The following is a 15,466-nucleotide window of genomic DNA, read 5'->3' as shown; positions in this document are numbered from 1 at the left end:
TGCCGCGGTCACCCGCTGCCTGAGCTGACCGTCAACACGATCTTGCCGACATGCTCGCCCGCCTCCAGCCGGAGGTGGGCGAGTTTCGTTTCGGCCAGGGGGAAGGTCCCCTCGACCGGCGGCCGAACCGCGCCGGATGCGACCCAGGGCCAGACGGTCTGCTCGACCGCGGCGGACAGACGGGCCTTCTCATCCGCCGAACGGCGGCGCAGGGTTGATCCGGTCAGTGTCGCCTGTTTCATCATGATGCGCATCAGATCGACCTGGGCCAGCGCGCCGCTTAGCGTCGCGATGACGACCCAGCGCCCGCCGGCCTTGAGAGCGTTGAGATTGGCTTCCGCATAGGCCGCGCCGACCATGTCGAGGATGACGTCCGCGCCGCCGGCCGCCTTGATGGCCTCGGTGAGGTCTCCGGCGGATGCGTCCAGGCCGACGTCGGCCCCGAGGGCGAGCGCGGCCGTCGCCTTCGCCGCGCCCCGCGATGTGGCGACGACGTGCGCACCCGCCGCCTTGGCCATCTGGATCGCCGTGACCCCGATGCCGGAGGTGGCGCCGTGGATCAGCAAGGTCTCGCCGGCTTTCAACCCGCCGGCCTCGAACACATTGGCGAAGACGGTGAAGACGGTCTCGGGCAGGGCCGCCGCCTGGATGAAATCGAGGCCGTCGGGGATCGGCAGCGCGTGACGAGCGTCGACGACGGCGTATTCGGCGTATCCGCCGCCGCCCAGCAGGGCGCAGACCCGGTCTCCGGTCCGCCAGCGGGTGACGCCGGGGCCGACCTGATCAACCTCGCCAGCCACTTCCAGCCCCATGATGTCGGAGGCTCCCGGCGGGGGAGGGTAGCCGCCTGCGCGCTGGATCAGGTCGGGTCGATTGACCCCGGCGGCGCGCACCCGGATGCGGATTTCACCGTCTTCGGCCTGGGGATCGGGGCGTTCGGAGAGACGCAGGGCCTCGGCGGGACCAGAGCCGCCGTCGATCTCGATCACCCGCATATCGTCCAAGCCTTGCAATCGTCCGTGTCCGGGAGCGTAAATGGGCTTCTTCGGGCTTCTGGCCAAGGAGGCGACGATGACGTTTGAGGATCTCGAACCCCGCCCGCAACGCGGAGCGGCCGTGGCGGCCCTCGGTCGCGAGGATCTGGACCTGTATTCGGTCGATGAACTGGGCGAGCGTATCGAGGCGCTGGAGGCCGAGGTCGCGCGGACCCGCGCGGCCATCGCCGGCAAGACCGCCAAGAAGTCCGCTGCGGACGCCCTGTTCAACTTTGGACGCTGATGCGGTTCCGCAGAGACCTTTTCCGTGGCATGGCGGTTGCAGGCGGACGGCGTGCGGCGCCGTTACGGCCCGATGGACCAGCGGACGTTGCGGATCACGATGAGTATGGTTGAGTTGACGGGCGACGAGAGTTCCGCGCCGAACACGGCGTCGCGGGCCGGAGAAATCCGCGATTTCGCACGCTCGGAACTGTTCGAGCGCACCTTCCAGGACGGCATGGACCTGGTCGAGGAGACCGCCGCCTATCTGGACGGCGACGGTCGCCGTGAATCCAAGCTGCTGTCGCGCTCCGCCGCCTTGGCCTACGCCGCCGAGAGCATGAAATTGACCACCCGCCTGATGCAGGTGGCGTCCTGGCTGCTGGTGCAGCGCGCTGTGCGCGAAGGCGACATGGCCGCGGAAGCCGCGTGCGAGCCGCGCTATCGCCTCAACGAACGCAAGGTCGAGGTCGAGCCGAGCCACCCGGAGATGCCGATCGCCCTGGTCGAATACCTGGTGCGCGCCGAGAAACTGCACGACCGTGTCCTGTATCTGGACAAGCGGATGTACCTCGACGACGCGCCGGAGCCCGACGCCAACCCGGTGTTGAGCCAGATGGGCATGCTGGAAGCGGCGTTCAGGAGTTAGACCGGTCGCGACTACGGCCCGACGTCGTTGGCGACAGCGGCGCCGTCGTCGATCACTGCCGGCAGGCTGACGGCGATGCCGAGGGCCTCGGCCAGCTTCTGGTCGCGACGGTAGACGTCCTCGCGGAAGGCGACGCGGCCCTGACCGTCGACGAAGGCGGTCCAGTAAAGCAGGCGCACGGTGATCTCGCGGCCGGTCTGGATGCGCCGGGTGTCGCGGCTGACCTGGGCGTCGTCGAACTGGCCGAGCAGCGTCGGGTCGGGCGACAGCAGCAGGCGCGCGAACTCGACGGCGTTCTGGACGCGGACGCAGCCGTGAGACCGCTGACGCATCGACAGGTTGAAGGCGGCCTTCGACGGGGTGTCGTGCAGGAAGATGGCGTAGCTGTCGCGCAGCTCGAACTTAACATAGCCAAGAGCCGCGGTCGGGCCGGCGCGCTGGATGACCGTGCCGTTGGAGACATACATGTTCTGGCTGGCCAGATAGCCGGGGCCGCGGGGCAGGATCTCGCGACGGGCGATGCCGGCGGGCACGTACCAGGGCGGGTTGGCGACGACCGAGGCGAAGGGCTTTTCGAGGCTCGGCGTCTGGGTCGCCGGGGCGCCGACGACGACCCGGTTGGAGTGAACCGGGCGGCCATCCTTCCAGTAGACCATGATAGCGGCGGCGGTGTTGACCTCGATCCGCTCGGGACTGAGGTTGCGCTTCAGCCAGCGACGGCGTTCCAGGTTCAGGGCGATCTGACGCGCGCGGTCCTCTGCCGAGGCGCCGAGCGAGCTCTGTGTGCCGGCGCCGATGCGACCGTCGGCGGCCAGACCGTGGCGGGCCTGGAAACCACGCATGGCGGTCTGCAGTTCGGGCCCGTAGACGAGACCCTCGGCCGTCAGGCGCGCGCCGTCGGCGGCTGAGAGGTCGCCCTCGGCCACCAGACGGGCGATCATGGCGGGGACGCGATTATCGCTGGCCCCCGGCTCGATCGTGCCCGAGCGGGCGGCGAAGCGCGGCCAGCCGCCCTCGCGGATGAGTCTGCGATAACGGACATAGCCGGCGGACAGGTTGGTGTAGCCGATATCGGTCGGGGCGAGGCCCTCGTACCATTCGACGATCTTGTTCTGGACCAGGGCGTCGTTGAGCCCGACCGGCAGGTCGACCCGGTTCTTCTCCATTTCCCAAAGCTCTTCGACTGTCTCGGGACGGACGCGGCCCTCGGCCAGGGTGCGGGCATAGGTGATGGCGGCGGCGGTGGTGCGGATATCCGCGCTGTCGGGATCGGCGGCCAGACCCACGAAGTCGAAGAAGTCCGAACGCGACAGGCCGTGACGCTCGGCGCGGGCCGAGGCCTGGTTCAGGGTGCGCAGGCGGGCGGCGGTCCACACCGGGCGCCAGTCGTTCAACTCATAGAAGGCGCGCACGTCAGGCTGGGTTGCGGCGGGCAGGCGCTCCAGCTGGGCGTTGAAGGCGGCGTAGTAGGGGCTGGTCGACCCACTGGGGGCGGCCTGGGCGGGAGAGGGGGCCGGCCCGGTCTGCGCCGCCGCAGAGCCGGCCAGAGCCGAAACGGCGGCGCCGAGGGTGAGTTCGCGTCGATTCATGGTCTCTTGTCGCCTTCGTTCGGCGCCTGGTGGAGCCCCGTGTCCACGCCCGTGCGCCGGACGGGAACATGTTATCGACGTTCCGGACAAACAAAAAGCGCCGGTCGGGCGACCGGCGCTCTTCGTGACGTCTTTGTCGCACCGGTGTGATGCGCCAGCTTCCAGTCGACCGCCTGGGAGAACCAGGCTGGGGCCTACTTCTTGATGAAGCCGCCGAACTTGTTGTTGAAGCGCGAAACGCGACCGCCGCGGTCCAGCATCTGCTGGTTGCCGCCGGTCCAGGCCGGGTGGGTCGAGGGATCGATGTCCAGGTTCAGCACGTCGCCCTCTTTGCCGTAGGTCGAACGCGTCTTGTACGTGTCGCCGTTCGTCAGGGTGACGGTGATGAAGTGGTAGTCGGGGTGCGTATCGGCCTTCATGGTCGTGTTCCGGTCTCTTGGGCGCGGTGACGATGCCGACCGTCTGTGCGCGAAATGACAAATCCCGCCAGATGTCCGGCGGGAATGAGCGGCGGCGTTTACACCGCAGGGCGTTCCGGGGCAAGAGCCGCGCATGAGCACGCCCCCGCCGACCCCGGACGCCTATTCCAGCACGGAGGCGGTGGGACGGCCCGGCGCCGGCGCCGTCCTGGTCGAACAGATGGGCGAGGCCGGCGCGCGGCGCGAGAAGCGCAAGGACGTCCGTCCCCTGCTGCGGCTGTGGCCCTATCTGATGCAGCATCGGCTGGATGCCCTGATCGCGGGCTTCTGGCTACTGGGTTCGACGGCGGCCTCCCTGGCCCTGACGGCGACGGCGCGAGGCGCCATCGACCATGGGTTCGAGAACGGCGGCGCCGACATCAATCGCTGGTTCCTCTTCCTGGGGCTGAATGCCGTGTTCCTGGGCGTGGCGACGGCGGTCCGGTATTTCTACGTCACAAAGACCGGCGAGCGGATGATCGCGGACCTCAGGAAGGCGCTGTTCGACCGCATCCTGACGCTGGATCCCGCGTTCTTCGCGCGAATGCGCACCGGAGAGGTGCTGAGTCGGCTGACGACGGACATCGCCTTGGTGGAGACCCTCCTGACGACGTCTGTGTCGTTCGCGCTGCGGAATTTCCTGACCCTGATCGGCGGGGTGGTCCTGTTGTTCATTGTCAGCCCCAAGCTGACCGGTTTGGTGCTGCTGACCGCCCCGCTCTTGATGGCGCCGATCTTCCTGTTCGGGCGGTCGGTGAGGAAACTGACCGTGAAGTCCCAGGACCGGTTCGCCAACGCCGTCGGCTTCGCAGGCGAGAGCGTGGACGCCATCGAGACGGTGCAGGCGTTCGGCCGGGTGCAGAGCGCGGTGGCGCGCTTCGGCGGCGTGGTCGAGGAGGCGTTCGGCGTCTCCATCGTGCGGATGCGCGCGCGGGCGTGGATGACGGCCGTGGTCATCGTGGTGATCTTCGGCGGCGTGACCCTGGTGCTCTGGCTGGGCGCGCAGGACGTGATTCGCGGCGCGATGACGCCGGGGGCCCTGTTGCAGTTCGTGCTGCTGTCCGTGTTCACGGCCGGCGCCGTCGGCGCGCTCGGTGAAAGCTGGGGGGATGTGCAGAAGGCCTCCGGCGCCATGCAGCGGATAGACGAGTTGATGAAGGCCGTGCCCTCCATCATGGCTCCGGACGCCCCCGTCACCCTGCCGAGCCCGGCCGAGGGACGCGTGGCCATGGCGGGCGTCCGGTTCGCCTATCCGGGTCGACCCGATCTGCCGGCGCTGAAGGGGTTCGACCTGACAGTGCGGCCGGGCGAGACCGTGGCCCTGGTCGGGCCGTCGGGGGCCGGCAAGTCAACGGTGTTCCGCCTGCTACTGCGCTTCTACGACCCGCAGGAAGGCGCGGTCAGTGTGGACGGTGTCGATGTGCGCGCGGCCGATCCGGTCGAGGTGCGGAACCGGTTCGCCTGGGTGTCCCAAGAGGCGCCCCTGTTCTCGGGCTCGGCTCTTGAGAATATCCGCTTCGGACGCGAGGCGGCCTCGGAAGAGGAGGCGCGCAAGGCGGCGGACGAGGCGCAGGCTCTGACCTTCATCGACGCCCTGCCGGAAGGATTCGCCACGCCTCTGGGCGAGCGCGGCAAGAGCCTGTCAGGCGGACAGCGGCAGCGCCTGGCCATCGCACGGGCCCTGGTGCGGGACGCGCCGATCCTTTTGCTGGACGAGGCGACCAGCGCGCTGGACGCCGAGAACGAGCGTCTGGTGCAGGCCGCGCTGGATCAGGCGATGGAGGGTCGCACGACGCTGGTGATCGCCCACCGTCTGGCCACAGTGCTCAGGGCCGACCGGATCGTCGTCATGGAGGACGGCGCCGCAGTGGAAGAGGGCACCCACCACGAACTGGTGGCCAAGGGCGGGCTCTACGCACGGCTGGCGGAGCTGCAGTTCAGGGAGGGGTGAAACCGTTCCGGAGCGGAGCTGTTTTGCTTTCATGCTCACCACCCTGATCCTCGCCGCCGTCCTGTCTCAGGCCCAGCCGGGCGCAGCCGACCTGGGGCCCGCGTTCGGCAATACCCTGCTGTCCACCTATCCCGATGGCGCACGGCCCGGATGTGGCTGCAGGAAAATGGCCGGTATGAGGGGCGAGGGCGACGCGGCGGGGCCAGCAGCGGCGTGTGGAGCGTTCGCGACAGCCAGGTTTGTTTCGGCCAGCGTCGACCGATCTGGTCTCCGCGCTCGTTCTGCACCCCGATCGTCCGCGGCGGGGTCGGGACGCGATGGACGGCTCGCGCCGTGACCGGCGAGACGATCCGGGTGCAACTGGTCGCCGGGCGTTAGGGTCTGGCCGCGACAGTCACCCCGGGGAAGTCGCTGAAAACGGCGTCGATTCCCACGTCGTAGAAGCGGCGGATCCAGCCGGGCAGGTCACCGCGGTAGTCGGTGGGCAGGAAAATGTCCTCGGCGCGGAAGGTCCAGACGACGACCGTCAGGCCCTTCTGGTGGGCATCCTGGACCAGGGCCGTCGGCGGGGCGGCGGCGCCGGATGGCGTGCGGGGGATGATCAGGGCGGTCTCGACCCCGACGGCGTCGGCATAGGTCGCGATCTCTGCGAGCCCTTGGGGCGTGGCCATGGCGGCGTAGGTCATGTCGGGATGATCGGCCGGGCCGCCCGACTGCGACATCAGCTGGAGCAGAGGCGCGTCGGTCTGCGCGTTCAGCGAGCGCAGGCAGTCGATCTCGAAACACTGGATCATGATCGGGCTGTCGGCCGACATGAGATCGTTGGCGCGCAGGGCCTCGACGAAGGCGGGCTCCATCGGCAGGCCCAGACCGACGAAATAGATCGGGTGTTTCAGCTCGGGAGCCACGCCGATGACACGGCCGGTGCGGGCGGTCCCCCTGCGGGCGATGTCGATGACCTCCTGAAACGTGAGGATCGTCTCGTCGAGGTAGGCGGTGTTGCCGGGGCGCAGGGTCGGGAGGCGTTCACGGGCCTTCAGCGTCCGCAGCTCGGCGAGGGTGAAGTCCTCGGTGAACCAGCCCGTGGTCGGGAGGCCGTCGATGGTCTTCGTCCTGCGACGGTCGGTGAATTCGGGATGATCGGCGACGTCCGTCGTGCCGCCGATCTCGTTCTCGTGGCGGACGATGAGCTGACCGTCCTTCGACATCACCAGATCCGGCTCGATGAAGTCGGCGCCCTGTTCGATGGCCAGTTCATAGGCCGCGCGGGTGTGTTCCGGCCGCTCGCCGGAGGCGCCGCGGTGGGCGATGACCAGGGGATGACGGGGCATGGCCAGCTCTTCAAAAGAATGGGCGCTGACCGGACTGGCAAGGAGCAGGGCGGCGAGGATGAACCGGATCATGCCCCAGCGGTAGGGCAGGGGCGTGACGCCCCTGTGAAGCCCTACGCCGCCTGGAGCACCTTGCGCAGCTGCGGGTGCAGTTCTGGGTTTGCGGCGAGGATCGACACGCCCGACTTCGGATCGCCGTCCTGATCGATTGTGGTGACCAGACCGCCCGCCTCGGTGACGAACAGGATGCCCGCCGCGACGTCCCAGGGCTTCAGGTTGCGCTCGAAGAAGGCGTCGTAGCGGCCGCAGGCGACCCAGGCGAAGTCCAGCGAGGCCGCGCCCAGGCGACGGATGCCGGCCGTGCGCTGGCCGATGGCGTGGATGTCCTTGATCGACTGGGCGTGGCCCGACTTGCCGATGAAGGGCAGGCCGGTCGAGATCAGGCTTTCCGACAGGTCACGACGGCCGGCGACACGGATGCGCTGGTCGTTCAGGTAGCAGCCCTTGCCCTTCTCGGCCCAGAACAGCTCGTTGGCGATGGGGTTGTAGGTGACGCCCGCCACGATCTCCGACGAGCCGTCCGGCGCATAGCGCTGAAGGCCCACGGTGATGGCGAAGTGGGGCATGGCGTGCATGAAGTTGGTCGTTCCGTCGATCGGATCGACCACCCAGGTGTGGGACTTGTCGGTGCCCTCGATCATGCCGCGCTCCTCGCCGAGGAAGCCGTAGCCGGGTCGGGCCTTCATCAGCAGTTCGTAGAGTGTGTCCTCGGCCTTGATGTCGGCGGCGGTGACGAAGTCGCCGGGCCCTTTACGCGAGACCTGCAGCTGGGCGACCTCGCCGAAGTCGCGCAGCATCGGGCGGGCGGTCTTGCGGACCGCGTCGATCATGACGGAAACGAGGGCGGAGGACAGGGCCATGGTCGGAATCTCCTGGTCCGCAGCTCCTGAAAAGGCATGTCGCCCGGAGGTACGGAGAAGTTCAAAGGCCCCGGAGGGCAGGTGGGTGGTGGCTCGTGGCTGGTGGCTGCAGCGGGATCACCCGTCACCCGTCACCCGCCGCCAGTCACGATCTACTCCGCGCGGCGGACGTATTCGCCCGTTGTCGTGTCGACGATGATGCGCTCACCGGCCGACATGTACGGCGGGATCATGATGCGCACGCCGTTGTCGGCGATGGCGGGCTTGTAGGACGACGAGGCCGTCTGGCCCTTCACGGTCGGCTCGGTCTCGGCGACGGTGACCGTGACCTGGTCGGGCAGGTTCAGGCCGATCGGACGATCGTCGTGCATCTCGATGACGACCTTCATGCCGTCCTGGAGATAGGGGATCGAATCCTCGCCGACCCAGGTCTTCTGCAGTTCGATCTGCTCGTAGGTTGCGTCGTCCATGAAGACCAGGGCGTCGCCCTGTTCGTACAGGTAGGAGAAGTCCTTCTGTTCGAGCGTGACGCGCTCGACCTTGTCTTCCGAGCGGAAGCGTTCGTTCAGCTTGTTGCCGGTCTCGAGGTTCTTGGCCTCGACGTTGGCGAAGGCGCCGCCCTTGCCGGGTTTGACGTGGCTGGCCTTGGTGACGACCCACAGGCCGCCGTTGTGTTGCAGGACCATGCCCGGCTTGATGGTGTTGCCGTTGATTTTCGCCATGGGAATCACAGGGGTTGGGGCGCTGCCAGTACGGCGCGCGAAATCGGGCGCGATCCCTATAGGAGGCGGCTCGTCAGGGCAAGGTTAGTGGACAGTGTCCCGGCTGGCCTCGGCCTTGCGGCCGATGGCGTTGACGAAGGCGACGCCGCGCGCGGTCGGGGCAGCGAGTTTGCCGGCCTTCGGGTCGAGCTTGCGGGCTTCGTGGGCAAAGGCGGCGGCGAGACCGGCGGAGGTCATGGCGGCGGCGATCTGCATGCCGCGGCTGGCTGGTCGAAGGGCGATCCAGAGGGCGTTGATCGCCTGCGCACCCGCCCACAGGACCATGGCGCTGGTTCGGGTCGGATTGGCCGGGGCGTTCCAGACGCGCACGGCCGACAGCGTGGTCGCCGAGAAGACGGCGGGCAGGACAAGGCTGAAGGCGCCGCGCGGGCGCTCGGTCACCGGGCCGTCGCCGTGACGCACCTGGGCCGCCGTGCGCCGGGGAGGCTTGATCGCGCCGCTGGCAAGGGCGGTAGCGAGAAGAGCGAACCCGAGAGTCGCCACAACGCCGAGAGCGACGTGGCCGGCGCTGCGCTCGCCCGCATTGAGGAAGTCGGCGGCGGCGTCACGCACGTCGTCCAGGGTCTCTTCGATGTCGGTCATGGCCTCGCTCCTCAAGCGGAGGAGGAATGGTCGGCGGGCGGAGGGGTTCCGGCTCAGACTCCGTCGTCGTCGGTGCGCGCCAGATCAGCCGGATCGTGATCGTAGTCCAGAAGGTCCCCAGGGCGGCAGTTCAGGGCGGCGCAGATCCGGGCCAGGGTGGAAAAGCGGATGCCCTTGACCTTGCCGGAGCGGAACAGGGACAGTTGGGTCTCGCTGAGGCCCACCTCGGCGGCGAGATCACGCGCCTTTATGCCGCGCGCGACGATCAGCCGGTCGAGGGTGACGCGGACCGGCATCAGATCATCTCGTCCAGCTCGGACTGGATCTTGTCAGCCTGATCCACGACGCGGCCGAGCAGGAAGAGGGCCCCGCCGATCATGCCGAGGGTCATGGAGGCGACATCGAAGTTCAGATAGCCCCCTCTGGTCTCGCCGATCAGGCGCATCAGGTTGCTGATCGCGAAGACGGCCAGAAGGCCGCCGACACCCAGGGCCAGGCCGACGCGGCGCAGGCCGTCAGCGAGAGCGGGCTGGATCAGCCGGCCCTTGGCGATCTGGCCGAGAACCCGGCCGATCGACCAGACGCCGAACAGATAGCAAATCGACGGTGACGCCATGATCAGCCCGGTGAGGAGACGCATGCCGTAGTTCGGCAGTGTCCCGCGCAAGCTCAGCGCCAGCGGCGCGACCAGATAGCTCAGGGCCAGAATCGCTCCGACGCTGATCACCATGAACACCGCCAGCCAGCGGAACTGGCCGCACATGCGCCGGAAACGGGTGAGGTCCTGGATGGTCATGGCGTCGCTGATTTCCTGTCGTATCTTTAATCTTGACTTAAAGACGGGAGCTTCGCAACTTTATATCTGACTTAAACGAAACGGGGCGGGCGGATGATAGCGGCGATCGAGACCGAGGGGCTGACACGGCGTTTCGGCAAGCATCTGGCGGTCGATGCGGTGGCGATGACCGTGCCCGAGCAAGCGGTCTATGGCTTTCTCGGACGCAACGGGGCGGGCAAGACCACGACCCTGAAGATGCTGCTCGGGCTGTTGAAGCCGACGTCCGGAGCCGCGCGGATCTGCGGCGTCGATGTTGGCGAGGACCGGATCGGGGCGGCGCGAAAGGTCGGGGCGCTGCTGGAGGCGCACGGCTTCTATGGCAACCTGACCGGTCGGGAGAACCTGGACTTGACGCGGGTGCTGATGGGCCTGCCGGCGACAGAGATCGACCGGGTGCTGGAGGTCGTCGACATGACCGGCAACGCAGGTCGGCGGGTCTCGGACTATTCGCTGGGCATGCGGCAGCGGCTCGGTCTGGCCCGGGCCATGCTGGGCGCGCCGCCGGTCCTGATTCTGGACGAGCCGACCAACGGCCTGGATCCCGACGGCATCGCCGAAATGCGCCATTTTCTGAAGAGCCTTCCGGAACGCACGGGTGCGACTGTGCTTTTGTCCAGCCATCTGCTGGGCGAGATCGAGCAGACGGCGACCCATGTCGGCATCGTCCACGACGGGCGGCTGGTGCTGCAGGGAGACCTGGCGGTGCTGAAGGCCGACCTGGCGCCGGAGATCGGGCTGCGGGTCGATGATGCGGCGCGGGCAGAGCGGGTGCTGAAGGGCTACGACCTGACCCTGGGCGAAGATGCCGCCGGCCTGGTCGTTCGGCTGAGACCCGGCGCGGACCACGATGCGACGACCGCCGCCCTGAACCGCGACCTCGTCGATGCGGGGGTCAGCGTGTTCGCCATCGGCTCGCGCAGTCCCTCGCTGGAGGGGATCTATCGTAGTGTCACCGCGCCGCGCGATGCGGCCGCCCATCAACCGGAGACCGTCTGATGCTCGCCGTCCTGTCCGTCGAAATGCGGAAGCTGAACCGGTCGCTGGCCGCTGTGCTGGCCGTCGCCGCACCGTCGCTCATCGCCGTCTTCGGCTTCTTCATGGTGCTGCGCGGCAAGGCGCCCCAGCCGTGGGAAATGTGGATGGTCAGTGCGATCGGCATATGGTCGTACTTCATGCTGCCGATGAGCGTGACCGCCCTGACGGCCCTGGTCGCCCATATGGAACACGGCCCGAAATCGTGGGACCACCTGCGCAGCCTGCCTCTGCCGCGCTGGCGTCTTTATGCGGCCAAGGCGGTGATGGTTCTGGCCGTTGTCGCGATCATGAGCGTGCTGACCCTGGTCCTGACATGGGGCGCGGTGATGCTGGCGGTGACAATCAAACCGAACCTGACGCCTACCGGAGCACTGGAGACGGGGCTCTATGCGGCGACCATGGGCAAGGTCTTCCTCGCCGCCATTTTGATGGTCGCCATCCAGCTGTGGATCGCTTTGCGCTTCGCCAGCTTCGTGCCTGCCCTGGTGGTCGGGATCGGCGGGACCTTCTTCTCGGTCGTGGCGACCTCGGCGAAGCAGGGGGTGTTCTTCCCGTGGCAGATGCCGGTGAACATGCTGGCGACCGAGGCCTGGCGCGTGAACACGGCGCTGGGGCTCGGCTGCGGTCTCGGGCTGGTCGTCCTGGTCCTCGCGACAGCCCACCTGAGCCGTCGCGAGGTGCTGTAGATCAGTTGCCGGTGGCGGACTTGTCCGGGGCGATCTCGGTCATGGCCGACTGCAGGTAGTTCTGCTCGCCCAGCTGTTCGATCAGCTTGAACTGGGCCTCGAGGAAGTCGATGTGCTCCTCGGTGTCGGACAGGATTTCCATCAGGATCTGGCGGCTGACGAAGTCCGAGGCGGCTTCGGCCTGGGCGACGCCGGCGACGACGGTGTCGCGACCGCCCAGTTCCAGCTGCAGATCCGCGCCGAGGCATTCGATCGCCGTCTCGCCGATCTTGAGCTTGTGCAGATCCTGCAGGTTCGGCAGCCCGTCCAGGAAGAGGATGCGTTTGATCAGTTTGTCGGCGTGTTTCATCTCGCCGATCGACTCGTCGTAGATGATCTGGCCGAGGTGTTTCAGGCCCCAGCTTTCAAACATGCGGGCGTGCAGGAAGTACTGGTTGACCGCCGTCAGCTCGTTGGTCAGCACCGCGTTGAGGGTGCGGATGATCGCGGGGTCGCCCTTCATGGCCGTCTCGTCCTTGCTTTACCGGCGGCCCGTCGAGGACCGTTCAAAGGGTGCCATAGCACAGGAAAAATGCCTGTGTTCAGTTGCGAGCGCTTATCGGCGCATTGATATTGCGAATGATTTTGGTCCGCAGGACTGCGAACCTACTCGGCGGCGAGGGCGTAGACTTCGCGGCTTTCCGCGATCATCTGGCGCATTTCGCAGACGCATTTTGCGCACTGCGCTTCGCATTGATTGCGCTGGAAAACTTCGCGCGGACGGGTCGCGCCCGCCTCGATCGCGCGCGCCACGTCGCGTTGTCTCAGACCGTTACAGTTACACACGTACAATGTGGGCCGCCCCGAAGCGTCAGTTGCGATTGGTTCGCTATAGCAGACAAATGGGCGATTGCAACGCGTTCGCAGGGCGCGGTGGTTGACGCGGCGTCGCAGGCATCGCACCTGCGAACCATGTCCGCGCCCGCCTGCCAACTGTATCTGATCACCCCGCCCGTCATCGGCGACCTCGACGCTTTCGCGGGCCAGCTCGAGGCCGCTCTGGATGCGGGACCGGTCGCCGCGCTGCAGATTCGTATCAAGCCGGCGTCGGACGAACAGATCGCTGCGGCCGTTCGCCGGCTCGCGCCCGTCGCCCAGAGCCGCGGCGTGGCGGTGATCCTGAACGACCGGCCGGACCTGGCCTCGGCTCTGGGCTGTGACGGCGTGCACGTGGGTCAGGAGGATGCCTCGGTGGCGTCCGCGCGCCGGATCATGGGCAGGAACGCCATGATCGGCGCGACCTGCCACGACAGCCGGCATCTGGGCATGGAGGCCGCGGAGCAGGGGGCTGACTATGTGGCCTTCGGAGCCTTCTATCCGACCTCGACCAAGGAGACCGTGCATCAGCCGGAACCGAACATCCTGACCATCTGGCAGGAGACCATGGAAACCCCGTCTGTAGCCATCGGCGGCATCACCATCGACAACGCCGCGCCCCTGGTCGCGGCGGGCGCGGACTTCATCGCGGTGAGCGCCGGCGTGTGGTCGCACCCGCAGGGGCCCGCCGAGGCCGTGCGCCGGTTTTTGGCGATCCTTGCCGGCTAATCCGGCTTCAGGGGATATTAGGAAGCTGTGGTTAAGGATCGGGTCTCGTTCCCCGCCCAGAGTCGTCGTTAATGCCTCAAACCCGCGCGATAACCGCGACCGATGCGGAGGCGCTAGAGCCTGCCGCCGCCGCGCGTCCGGGTCGGACATCCACCGCGGCCGCGCTCTTCGCCCAGCCTCTGGCCCCCATGCTGACCGTTCTGGCCGTGGCCGTTCTGGTGATCGTGGCGATTTCGACGGCCCGCACGGCCGACATGGTTGCGGCATTGTGGGCGGCCAACGGCCTTGCCGTCGCGGTCTGGCTGAGAAGCGGTCGCGGGGTCGGCTACGACATGGCCTTCGGCGGATTGATGGCGTTCGGGGTTCTGGCCGGAGAGTTCCTGGCCGGCAACGGGCCGGTGTTGTCGGTGGGGTTCACTGCGCTCAACATGCTGGAGATCGTGCTGGCCGTGTGGCTGGCCCGGCGGTTCGCCCCCACGCTCAACCTGGCCACAGTGGAAGGCGCGTGCCGGTTCATCCTGTGCACCGCGGTCGTCGCCCCCGCCGTCGCCGGGCTTGCCGCAGGGGCCTTCCTGTACCTGACCCGCGGGGCAGCGTTCCTGCCGACCTTCCAGACCTGGTGGTTCGGTCATGCCCTGGGCCTGGCCGTGATCGGCTCCTTCATCCTGGCCCTCGACATGCGGGCCGTCAGGGCGATGTTCAACCCGTGGCGCGCGCTCGAGACGGTACTGTTGTTCGGCCTGCTCATCGCCGTCTGTCTGACCATCTATTTCGTGGTGAGCATGCCGCTGGGCTTCGTGATGGTGCCCTTGCTCATTGTCATCGCCGCTCGGCTGAGGGTTATCGGTGCGACCGCGGCCCTGGTGGTCATTTCGGTCATGTCGCTGAGCTCCCTGATGATGGGTGTCGGACCCTGGCGGCTCGTGATCGGGGATCTGTCCGAACGCGCCGTGCTGCTGCAGCTGACGATCCTGTTCGGCTATCTGCCGATCGTGCTCGTCGCCTCCCTGCTGGAGGAACGCGACCGCCTGTCGGCGCGCGCCAGGGCGGGGCAACTGCGCGCCGAGAAGGCCTCGGCCGCGAAGTCCCGCCTGCTGGCCAATGTCGCCCACGAGATCAAGAGCCCCATCGGCGGGGTCATCGGCATCGGCGACCTGTGGTCGACCGGCCAACTGGGTCCCGTGACCGAGACCCAGGCGGAGATGGCCGCCATGCTGGTCAAGACGGCCCGTCAGGTCGAGGCCCTGTCGCACGACCTGCTGGACGTGGCCCGCGCTGAGTCCGGAGCGGTCAAGGTCGAGATGCGCCCGACCGACATCCCCGGCATCCTCGAAGACGTGCGCCGCACCACGGCGATGCGGCCGGAGGCCCGGATGCTGTCGCTCAAGATCATCTGCGAAGGCGACGGTCTTGTGGCCCTGGCCGACTCCCAGCGGCTGGCCCAGGTCGTCGACAATCTGGCGACAAACGCCGTGAAATACGGCGCCGGCGGCGGTGAAGTGCTGTTCCGCGCCCGGCGGGTCTACGACGGCGTCCGCATCGAGGTCGTCGACAAGGGCCCGGGCCTCTCGCTCGAGAAACAGGCTCAGCTGTTCGAACCGTTCAACCGGCTCGGGCTGGAGCGGTCGGCGATCGAGGGACACGGCATCGGCCTGGCCCTGGCCAAGCGGCTGGTGGAGTTGCAGGGCGGGTCCATCGGTGTGGAGTCCGTAGCCGGCGAAGGCGCGACCTTCTGGATCGAACTGCCGGCTGCCTGACGACGGTATTCACTGATTGATGAAATAACGCGACCGACTGTCGCGCGC

The 15,466-nt window shown here is 67.6% G+C and carries 18 protein-coding genes; 7 read left to right on the top strand and 11 right to left on the bottom strand.

Features of this window, described 5'->3' with window-relative positions:
• Positions 1–8: 8 nt before the first annotated feature.
• Positions 9–995, bottom strand: a complete 987-nt coding sequence (locus tag RMO01_RS04935) for an NAD(P)H-quinone oxidoreductase (RefSeq protein ID WP_309627962.1) — start codon at positions 993–995, stop codon at positions 9–11.
• A 40-nt stretch (positions 996–1,035) separates the two neighbouring features.
• On the opposite strand from RMO01_RS04935, the gene RMO01_RS04930 reads away from it, so the two are divergent.
• Positions 1,036–1,278, top strand: a complete 243-nt coding sequence (locus RMO01_RS04930; RefSeq protein ID WP_309627928.1) for a DUF1192 domain-containing protein — start codon at positions 1,036–1,038, stop codon at positions 1,276–1,278.
• A gap of 105 nt (positions 1,279–1,383) precedes the next feature.
• Positions 1,384–1,905: a DUF1465 family protein gene (locus RMO01_RS04925; RefSeq protein WP_309627927.1), complete on the top strand. Its 522-nt coding sequence runs from the start codon at positions 1,384–1,386 to the stop codon at positions 1,903–1,905.
• Between the two features lie 11 nt (positions 1,906–1,916).
• Here RMO01_RS04925 and RMO01_RS04920 read toward each other — a convergent pair whose 3' ends face one another.
• Both RMO01_RS04920 and rpmE read right to left on the bottom strand, forming a co-directional pair.
• Positions 1,917–3,494, bottom strand: a complete 1,578-nt coding sequence (locus tag RMO01_RS04920) for a L,D-transpeptidase family protein (protein WP_309627926.1) — start codon at positions 3,492–3,494, stop codon at positions 1,917–1,919.
• 194 nt (positions 3,495–3,688) lie between these two features.
• The gene (rpmE, locus tag RMO01_RS04915) at positions 3,689–3,913 is read right to left on the bottom strand and encodes a 50S ribosomal protein L31 (protein ID WP_309627925.1); all 225 of its coding nucleotides are present in this window, start codon (positions 3,911–3,913) and stop codon (positions 3,689–3,691) included.
• A gap of 133 nt (positions 3,914–4,046) precedes the next feature.
• Between rpmE and RMO01_RS04910 the strand changes: the two genes are divergently transcribed.
• Positions 4,047–5,903: an ABC transporter transmembrane domain-containing protein gene (locus RMO01_RS04910; protein ID WP_309627924.1), complete on the top strand. Its 1,857-nt coding sequence runs from the start codon at positions 4,047–4,049 to the stop codon at positions 5,901–5,903.
• A gap of 374 nt (positions 5,904–6,277) precedes the next feature.
• Here the strand turns inward: RMO01_RS04910 and RMO01_RS04905 are convergent, their stop codons facing one another.
• From RMO01_RS04905 to RMO01_RS04880, 6 genes are all read right to left on the bottom strand, one after another.
• Positions 6,278–7,234, bottom strand: a complete 957-nt coding sequence (locus RMO01_RS04905) for a glycerophosphodiester phosphodiesterase (RefSeq protein WP_309627923.1) — start codon at positions 7,232–7,234, stop codon at positions 6,278–6,280.
• Positions 7,235–7,347: 113 nt separating this feature from the next.
• Complete coding sequence (locus tag RMO01_RS04900; protein ID WP_309627922.1) at positions 7,348–8,154, bottom strand: inositol monophosphatase family protein; 807 nt, start codon at positions 8,152–8,154, stop codon at positions 7,348–7,350.
• Between the two features lie 152 nt (positions 8,155–8,306).
• Positions 8,307–8,876, bottom strand: coding sequence for an elongation factor P (gene efp, locus RMO01_RS04895; RefSeq protein WP_309627921.1), 570 nt, complete (start codon positions 8,874–8,876; stop codon positions 8,307–8,309).
• An 84-nt stretch (positions 8,877–8,960) separates the two neighbouring features.
• Positions 8,961–9,518 (bottom strand): tryptophan-rich sensory protein, encoded by a 558-nt coding sequence (locus tag RMO01_RS04890; RefSeq protein WP_309627920.1) that lies wholly within the window; start codon positions 9,516–9,518, stop codon positions 8,961–8,963.
• A 53-nt stretch (positions 9,519–9,571) separates the two neighbouring features.
• Positions 9,572–9,814, bottom strand: a complete 243-nt coding sequence (locus RMO01_RS04885) for a helix-turn-helix transcriptional regulator (protein WP_309627919.1) — start codon at positions 9,812–9,814, stop codon at positions 9,572–9,574.
• The gene (locus RMO01_RS04880) at positions 9,814–10,314 is read right to left on the bottom strand and encodes a DUF2975 domain-containing protein (RefSeq protein ID WP_309627918.1); all 501 of its coding nucleotides are present in this window, start codon (positions 10,312–10,314) and stop codon (positions 9,814–9,816) included. The genes RMO01_RS04885 and RMO01_RS04880 overlap by 1 nt, the downstream gene beginning before the upstream one ends.
• A gap of 93 nt (positions 10,315–10,407) precedes the next feature.
• Here RMO01_RS04880 and RMO01_RS04875 point away from each other — a divergent pair, with 93 nt between their 5' ends.
• Positions 10,408–11,352 carry an ABC transporter ATP-binding protein gene (locus tag RMO01_RS04875; protein WP_309627917.1) on the top strand — a complete coding sequence of 315 codons (945 nt, stop codon included), beginning with the start codon at positions 10,408–10,410 and terminating at the stop codon, positions 11,350–11,352.
• Positions 11,352–12,077: an ABC transporter permease gene (locus RMO01_RS04870; protein WP_309627916.1), complete on the top strand. Its 726-nt coding sequence runs from the start codon at positions 11,352–11,354 to the stop codon at positions 12,075–12,077. The genes RMO01_RS04875 and RMO01_RS04870 overlap by 1 nt, the downstream gene beginning before the upstream one ends.
• Before the next feature lies 1 nt (position 12,078).
• Here RMO01_RS04870 and bfr read toward each other — a convergent pair whose 3' ends face one another.
• Both bfr and RMO01_RS04860 read right to left on the bottom strand, forming a co-directional pair.
• Positions 12,079–12,579, bottom strand: a complete 501-nt coding sequence (gene bfr, locus RMO01_RS04865; RefSeq protein ID WP_309627915.1) for a bacterioferritin — start codon at positions 12,577–12,579, stop codon at positions 12,079–12,081.
• A gap of 143 nt (positions 12,580–12,722) precedes the next feature.
• Positions 12,723–12,908 carry a (2Fe-2S)-binding protein gene (locus RMO01_RS04860; RefSeq protein ID WP_309627914.1) on the bottom strand — a complete coding sequence of 62 codons (186 nt, stop codon included), beginning with the start codon at positions 12,906–12,908 and terminating at the stop codon, positions 12,723–12,725.
• Positions 12,909–13,028: 120 nt separating this feature from the next.
• Here RMO01_RS04860 and thiE point away from each other — a divergent pair, with 120 nt between their 5' ends.
• Both thiE and RMO01_RS04850 read left to right on the top strand, forming a co-directional pair.
• Positions 13,029–13,661, top strand: a complete 633-nt coding sequence (thiE, locus tag RMO01_RS04855; protein WP_309627913.1) for a thiamine phosphate synthase — start codon at positions 13,029–13,031, stop codon at positions 13,659–13,661.
• Between the two features lie 71 nt (positions 13,662–13,732).
• Positions 13,733–15,418, top strand: coding sequence for an ATP-binding protein (locus RMO01_RS04850; RefSeq protein WP_309627912.1), 1,686 nt, complete (start codon positions 13,733–13,735; stop codon positions 15,416–15,418).
• Positions 15,419–15,466: the final 48 nt, after the last annotated feature.

The organism is Brevundimonas sp. (assembly GCF_031412435.1).
Classification (GTDB): domain Bacteria; phylum Pseudomonadota; class Alphaproteobacteria; order Caulobacterales; family Caulobacteraceae; genus Brevundimonas.
This window is presented reverse-complemented; position numbering and strand designations above follow the sequence as displayed.